Source organism: Flavobacterium sp. (genome assembly GCF_965657075.1).
GTDB lineage: Bacteria > Bacteroidota > Bacteroidia > Flavobacteriales > Flavobacteriaceae > Flavobacterium.
The window spans coordinates 1-6,675 of record NZ_CBFHMV010000040.1; the positions used below are offsets into that span (position 1 = coordinate 1).

Annotated in this window: 9 protein-coding genes; 2 read left to right on the top strand and 7 right to left on the bottom strand. The window is 29.8% G+C overall.

Annotated elements, in window-relative coordinates:
* Positions 1 to 132: 132 nt before the first annotated feature.
* The 6 genes from rplS to fumC form a co-directional block, all read right to left on the bottom strand.
* Positions 133 to 489 (bottom strand): 50S ribosomal protein L19, encoded by a 357-nt coding sequence (gene rplS, locus ACTF56_RS12580; protein WP_438967258.1) that lies wholly within the window; start codon positions 487 to 489, stop codon positions 133 to 135.
* 172 nt (positions 490 to 661) lie between these two features.
* Positions 662 to 1,051, bottom strand: a complete 390-nt coding sequence (locus tag ACTF56_RS12585; protein WP_438967259.1) for a hypothetical protein — start codon at positions 1,049 to 1,051, stop codon at positions 662 to 664.
* Between the two features lie 27 nt (positions 1,052 to 1,078).
* Complete coding sequence (gene trmD, locus ACTF56_RS12590) at positions 1,079 to 1,756, bottom strand: tRNA (guanosine(37)-N1)-methyltransferase TrmD (RefSeq protein ID WP_438967260.1); 678 nt, start codon at positions 1,754 to 1,756, stop codon at positions 1,079 to 1,081.
* Between the two features lie 69 nt (positions 1,757 to 1,825).
* Complete coding sequence (locus ACTF56_RS12595) at positions 1,826 to 2,029, bottom strand: VF530 family DNA-binding protein (RefSeq protein WP_438967261.1); 204 nt, start codon at positions 2,027 to 2,029, stop codon at positions 1,826 to 1,828.
* A gap of 73 nt (positions 2,030 to 2,102) precedes the next feature.
* Positions 2,103 to 3,341 (bottom strand): peptidase T, encoded by a 1,239-nt coding sequence (gene pepT, locus ACTF56_RS12600; protein ID WP_438967262.1) that lies wholly within the window; start codon positions 3,339 to 3,341, stop codon positions 2,103 to 2,105.
* A 156-nt stretch (positions 3,342 to 3,497) separates the two neighbouring features.
* Entirely contained in the window at positions 3,498 to 4,895 is a 1,398-nt protein-coding gene (gene fumC / locus ACTF56_RS12605; protein ID WP_438967263.1) for a class II fumarate hydratase, read from the bottom strand.
* A gap of 143 nt (positions 4,896 to 5,038) precedes the next feature.
* On the opposite strand from fumC, the gene ACTF56_RS12610 reads away from it, so the two are divergent.
* A complete protein-coding gene (locus ACTF56_RS12610; RefSeq protein WP_438967264.1) occupies positions 5,039 to 5,206 on the top strand; it encodes a hypothetical protein in 168 nt (55 codons plus the stop codon).
* Between the two features lie 56 nt (positions 5,207 to 5,262).
* Here ACTF56_RS12610 and ACTF56_RS12615 read toward each other — a convergent pair whose 3' ends face one another.
* A complete protein-coding gene (locus tag ACTF56_RS12615) occupies positions 5,263 to 5,625 on the bottom strand; it encodes a hypothetical protein (protein ID WP_438967265.1) in 363 nt (120 codons plus the stop codon).
* Between the two features lie 348 nt (positions 5,626 to 5,973).
* Between ACTF56_RS12615 and ACTF56_RS12620 the strand changes: the two genes are divergently transcribed.
* Positions 5,974 to 6,309: a hypothetical protein gene (locus tag ACTF56_RS12620; protein ID WP_438967266.1), complete on the top strand. Its 336-nt coding sequence runs from the start codon at positions 5,974 to 5,976 to the stop codon at positions 6,307 to 6,309.
* Positions 6,310 to 6,675: the final 366 nt, after the last annotated feature.

Sequence of the window (6,675 nt, forward strand, 5' to 3'; positions counted from 1 at the left end):
GAACTCGGAATTTTTGAAATTTTCTTTTTTGTTGACATATTATTTAATATTTAGTCAACTTTTTTCAGGACAAGACAGTCAAAAAAAAAAGCCTCAATCGAAATTGAGACTTTATTTTGAAGAATGAGAATACTATTTTTTGTATCTTCTTTCTTTAATTTTTGCTTTTTTACCAGTAAGTTCTCTAAAGTAGAAAATACGAGCTCTACGAACTTTACCTTTTTGATTCACTTCAACTTTTTGTAAAGCTGGCATGTTGATTGGAAAAATACGCTCAACACCTACAGCACCAGACATTTTACGGATTGTAAAAGTTTCAGTTGCACCAGAACCTCTTCTTTGGATTACTACTCCTTTGAAAAACTGTGTTCTAGTTTTTTCACCCTCTTTAATTTCATAGTAAACAGTGATGGTATCACCAGCACCAAAATCTGGGAAATCTTTTTTTGTAACAAATTCGCTATTAACGAAATCAACTAAATTTGACATAATAAATAAATAACTTATTGAATCTAAGCAACATACACGGTTATCGTCAGAGGTTGGTTAAATATGGGTGCGAAATTATAAAATAATTATGAATTATGAATTATAAATTGTGAATTATTTTCAATTTTGTGGTTACAAGTTTTAAATGTTATAAGTTTAAAATGCAGTTTTTTTAATCTTTACCAATAAATTTATAAATAATGGTATCTCCTTTTTTTGTGATTTTTATAACTTCAATTATATCGGTTTTGAAATTCTTGTGGTATTTCCTATCACCGATTCTCCAAATATAATGATATAAAGAATCTGAACTATTAATTTTATAGAATGATTTTTTTTGTGTAGGCTTTTTAAAAACAGAAGATTTTATGAAAATCGAATCTTCAAAACCGCTGTTTTTAAAACTAAAAGTTTTATTCAAATAATAACAAACAACTGACAGTTTTAAATCATTCTTTCCATTTATTTCTTTATAGTAATGTTCATGAGGAGCTCCAGTTACAGCTAAAAAGCATGAGTTTAATAGTAAAATAAAGAGTAATATTAAAACATTTTTTTTCATTTTTTAAAAGTAACTAATAACAATCAACTACAAATCCAACAAATCAGGTCTTCTTTTTTTTGTATGTTCTAAAGCTTTTTCTTCTCTCCATTCTTCAATTTTTGGCAAATTACCGCTTAATAGAATATCAGGAACTTTCATCCCTTTATATTCTGCTGGTCTTGTGTAAATAGGAGGTGATAGTAGATTATCTTGAAAACTATCGGTTAATGCTGATGTTTCATCCGATAAAACACCTGGAATTAATCTAATTATAGCGTCACAAAAAACGATAGCTCCAATTTCACCACCAGAAAGTACATAATCGCCAATGGAAATTTCTTTCGTAATATGTAAATCTCTTACTCTTTGATCAACACCTTTATAATGGCCACATAAAATGATGATATTTTCATACATGGACATGGAATTAGCCATTTTTTGATTTAAAGTAGAACCATCAGGTGACATGTATATGATTTCATCGTATGTTCGTTCCGATTTTAGTTTTAAAATACAATCGTCAATAGGTTGTATATTCATAACCATTCCAGCACCACCACCATATTGATAGTCGTCAACGCTTTTTTGTTTATTTGTGGTGTAATCGCGTAGATTGTGAAAATGAACTTCTACTAATTTTTTTTCAATAGCACGTTTCATGATAGAACCTTCAAACGGACTTTTTAATAATTCAGGTAAAACAGTGATGATGTCTATTCGCATTCTATTTTTATTAAACGATTTAGGGGCAAAGTTACTAACAATTTATATAGTTTAAATTCTATTTAAAATCTAAAACGTTTTTAAATACAATTGTTCCACTTTTTCTCTAGCCCAAGGCGTTTTTCTTAAAAAAGTCAGGCTTGATTTTATGGTTGGATTATGTGTAAAACAACGTATATTGATTTTTTCTCCTAAAGTTTCAAAACCATATTCAGCCACCAATTTTTCTAAAATATCAGCTAGTGTTATTCCGTGTAAAGGATTGTTGTTCATTTTTGCAGTTATTGAGATGTTCAGAAATTGGATTTTTAGATAAAGTTACCCAAAAATCCAATCATCCTAAAATCTATTTTTGAGCTGTCAATTCAGCTATTTTTACAATTACTTCTGTTGCTTTTACCATGCTTTCAACAGGAACATATTCGTATTTTCCATGAAAATTATGCCCACCAGCAAAAATATTTGGACAAGGCAATCCCTTATAAGACAATTGTGAACCGTCTGTTCCACCACGAATAGGTTTTATTAAAGGTTCAATTCCCAATTCCATCATCGCTTTTTCAGCAATTTCTACAATATGAAATACAGGAGTGACTTTTTCTTTCATGTTATAGTATTGATCATTGATTTCAGCAATACAAATATCTTCACCAAATTGTTGCGCATAATGATAATTGATTTCTGCAGCCATTTTGTAAATTAATTCTTTACGAGCTTCAAAAATATCTTTATCATGATCTCTTATTATCAATTCCAAAACAGTTTCTTCCAAAGTTCCAGTTAAATGATGTACGTGGAAAAAACCTTCATAACCTGTTGTTTTTTCTGGAACTTCATTTTCAGGTAATTTTGAGATAAATTGACTAGCTAATAGCATGGAATTAATCATTTTTCCTTTGGCATATCCAGGATGAACACTTTTTCCTTTGAAAATAATTTTAGCTCCAGCGGCATTGAAATTTTCGTATTCTAATTCACCAATCTGACTTCCATCCATAGTGTAAGCCCAATCAGCACCAAATTTTTCAACATCAAATTTATGTGCCCCACGACCAATTTCTTCATCGGGTGTAAATCCAACACGAATTGTTCCATGTTTAATTTCTGGATGATTGATTAAATGCTCCATGGCTGTCATGATTTCTGTAATTCCAGCTTTGTCGTCAGCACCCAATAGAGTAGTACCATCAGTTGTAATAAGGGTTTGACCTTTATAGAGTAGCAAATCTTCAAAATAACTAGGTGATAAAATGATATTTTGTTCTGCATTTAAAACGATATCTTTACCATCATAATTTTCAATAATTTGAGGATTTACATCTTTTCCAGTAAAATCTGGAGTTGTATCAAAATGCGAAACAAAACCAATTGTTGGAACTTCATGTACTACATTACTAGGTAAAGTCGCCATTATGTAGGCGTTTTCATCAATGGTTACGTCTTGCATTCCCATTGCTTTTAGTTCCTCAACCAATTTGTTGGCTAAATCCCATTGTTTAGCTGTACTTGGTGTTGTATCTGAATTGGGATCTGATTCTGTATCGATTATTACGTAACTTATAAAGCGATCTATTATTTTTTGCATTTTTTTATTTATTTAAACCATTAAGAAATTAAGGTTCATTAAGTTTATGTTTATACATGGGTTGAAACTAATTATCTAAGGTTATTTAACTTTAAATTTCATTATTTGATTTTACTAAAAAAATTTAACTGAACACTAATAACTGAATACTGCCAACTATTTTAAACTTCCAACCATATCTTCTGGTTTAACCCATTGGTCAAAATCTTCTTCAGTTACGTAACCTAAACGAACAGCTTCTTGTTTTAGAGTTGTTCCATTTTTATGAGCTGTTTGTGCAATTTCAGCCGATTTGTAATAACCAATTTTAGTATTTAAAGCAGTGACTAACATTAATGAATTATCTACTAATTCTTTGATTCTAGTATAATTTGGTTCGATTCCAGAAGCACAATGTTCTTCAAATGACATACATGCATCACCAAGCAATCTTGCTGATTGTAAGAAATTGGCAGCCATCATTGGTTTGAAAACATTCAATTCGTAATGACCTTGAGTTCCACCAATTGTGATAGCGACATCGTTACCCATAACTTGAGCACAAACCATAGTTAACGCTTCACATTGTGTTGGATTTACTTTTCCGGGCATTATTGACGAACCAGGTTCATTCTCAGGAATAAGAATTTCACCAATTCCAGAGCGTGGACCAGAAGCCATCATTCTAATATCATTAGCAATTTTATTTAATGAAACCGCTAATTGTTTTAATGCACCATGCGATTCAACAATGGCATCATGAGCCGCTAAAGCTTCAAATTTGTTTTCAGCAGTTACAAAAGGCATTCCTGTAAATTTAGCAATGTATTCAGCAACTTTTGCATCATAACCAGCTGGAGTATTTAATCCAGTTCCAACAGCTGTTCCTCCTAAAGCTACTTCTGACAAATGCGCTAAAGTATTTTTAACGGCTTTTAAGCCATAATTTAATTGTGCTACGTAACCCGAAAGTTCTTGACCCAATGTAAGTGGTGTAGCATCCATAAGGTGAGTACGACCAATTTTAACTACATTCATAAATTCTTTTGATTTAGAAGCCAAAGTATCTCTCAACTTTTCTACACCAGGAATAGTTACTTCCACAACAGCTTTGTATGCAGCAATATGCATTCCGGTTGGATAAGTATCGTTTGAAGATTGGGATTTGTTTACATCGTCGTTAGCTTTAACTACAGGTTCGCCTTCTCCAATTTTGAATCCAGCTAAAACTTGTGCTCGATTGGCAACAACTTCATTCACGTTCATATTACTTTGCGTTCCAGAACCTGTTTGCCATATTACTAACGGAAATTCATCGTCCAATTTTCCAGCTAAGATTTCATCACAAACTTGTGCAATTGCATCTCTTTTTTCAGTTGATAGAACACCTAAATCGCAATTAGCATAAGCAGCAGCTTTTTTCAAGTAAGCAAAACCCATAATTACTTCTCTCGGCATTGATGCAGAAGGTCCAATTTTGAAATTATTTCTTGAACGTTCTGTTTGAGCTCCCCAATATTTTTCTGCAGGAACTTTTACTTCACCCATGGTGTCTTTTTCTATTCTATATTCCATTTTATATTTTGTATTTATTGTTTAAAATAAGTCAGTCCAAAATTAATCATTCTAAAACCTTTTTAAAAATAATTTGAAGTATTTATTGCTAAAAATAATTATTACCTTATCTTTGTGAGGAATTCATTAAAATTCCGGAAAACATGTTTGAATTTGATCAGTATTTAGGCTTTTTATTATTTTTAACCGTCTTAACGATTGGTTTTTGGCTAATGTTCTTTTTAGTTGCTTTTGTACCGTATTGGTTAGGAGGAGCTATCATGGAATTAGTTAAAGAGAAGAAAGCTAAAAAAGAAAAAGAGCAAGACTAATTTTTTGTCCTTTAAAAGAAAAAGCACTTGTAGTACGCAAGTGCTTTTTTTGTGCCTTATTTTTTGCAGCAATCTTTTGGTTTTATTAGTGCTTTTGGATAGGATTTGTTCCTGTAATCCAATATATCAGCTGTAATATCTAAATCAACTTTTAGCATAATTACTCTGTTGTTTTCTTCAAAAGTATAATTTTCATAACAATTGATCCATTTTTCTGCTTCAAGACCATCAGTAATTTTCTTATTGGCTTGCAAAAGTTTATAATGATGAATTGTAATAAAACGGTTGGGAATATTATCTGAAATTTCTGATATCATTCCATCTTTTTCTTCATTTTCGTCGGTTCTAACGAACTCTATTTTATTTCTTTCATAACAATTTTTCTCATAAGTTGTTATATTACTAATGTTCCTCATCATGTTAAATACTTTATGTTATGAAGAAGTAATATTTACCTTAGACTTTAAAGTTCATTTATATCTAAAAAATAATAACAAAATAAACTTAGAAATTAAATAGTATTAGAATATTTATATCTTATAGTTTCACTAATAATACTTATTTTAGATTATTAATTGAATTAAAAACTGATTTTAAACTATTTTTTTAAAACTGTTTTCAAACTTATTGCGTATATCAATTATAAATTGTTTAGAGGGATACGATATATGTTTGTTAGTTAATAACTTAAACATAAACAAACGTTTGATAAAACCTTTAAAATCAATATTTTATTTATTGTATTAGTTTTTTAAAATTTAGAAATTATGTTCAAAAAAGGAGACAAAGTAATATGTAAAGACATATCTTATAATATTAAATTTAATTCAATACCTAGAGGGATTACTAAAGGTAAAATATACACGATTTTAAAAGTTACAAATTGTAAATGTTGCGGAATCGAAGATATAGAACTTGAAGAGGTGATTGCTTTAGAAAAATGGTGTGGAAAATGCGATGATTATAAGGGATTTGTTAAAGCTTATCATTCTTTTAGTTTTGAAAAAATAAAATATGACATTATTTCTAATAAAGAATTAGTGAAAAATATTTTTACTATTGAACAAGAAATTGTTCAAGAACAAATTGCCGTATTATCCTAAAAAATCTAAATTCAATAGATATTTTACGTTTAATTAAATAAAGATTTACATCAAAGCTTATTTTTTGATACTCTTTTTTTCGGCAGGTTTTTTTTTTCTGTGTGCTCATAAGTTTACTAAAAGTGTTTAATTTTTAGTAAACCTATTTTAGGACGAGACATTTTTTGATATTTCTGCCATCGTCAGACTGTGAAAAAACCCCACAATCTTTCAAACAAAAATAGTAAAAAATGTAAGAAAAACTGCTGTTTTGTATTTTTAAAGATGCAACATTTAAAAGGAATATCATGCCATCAGCTACAAATGAGTAGTTTAGAAGATAAAATATCCGCTGATAATTCAGTTCGGTTTATTGACGTTTTTGTG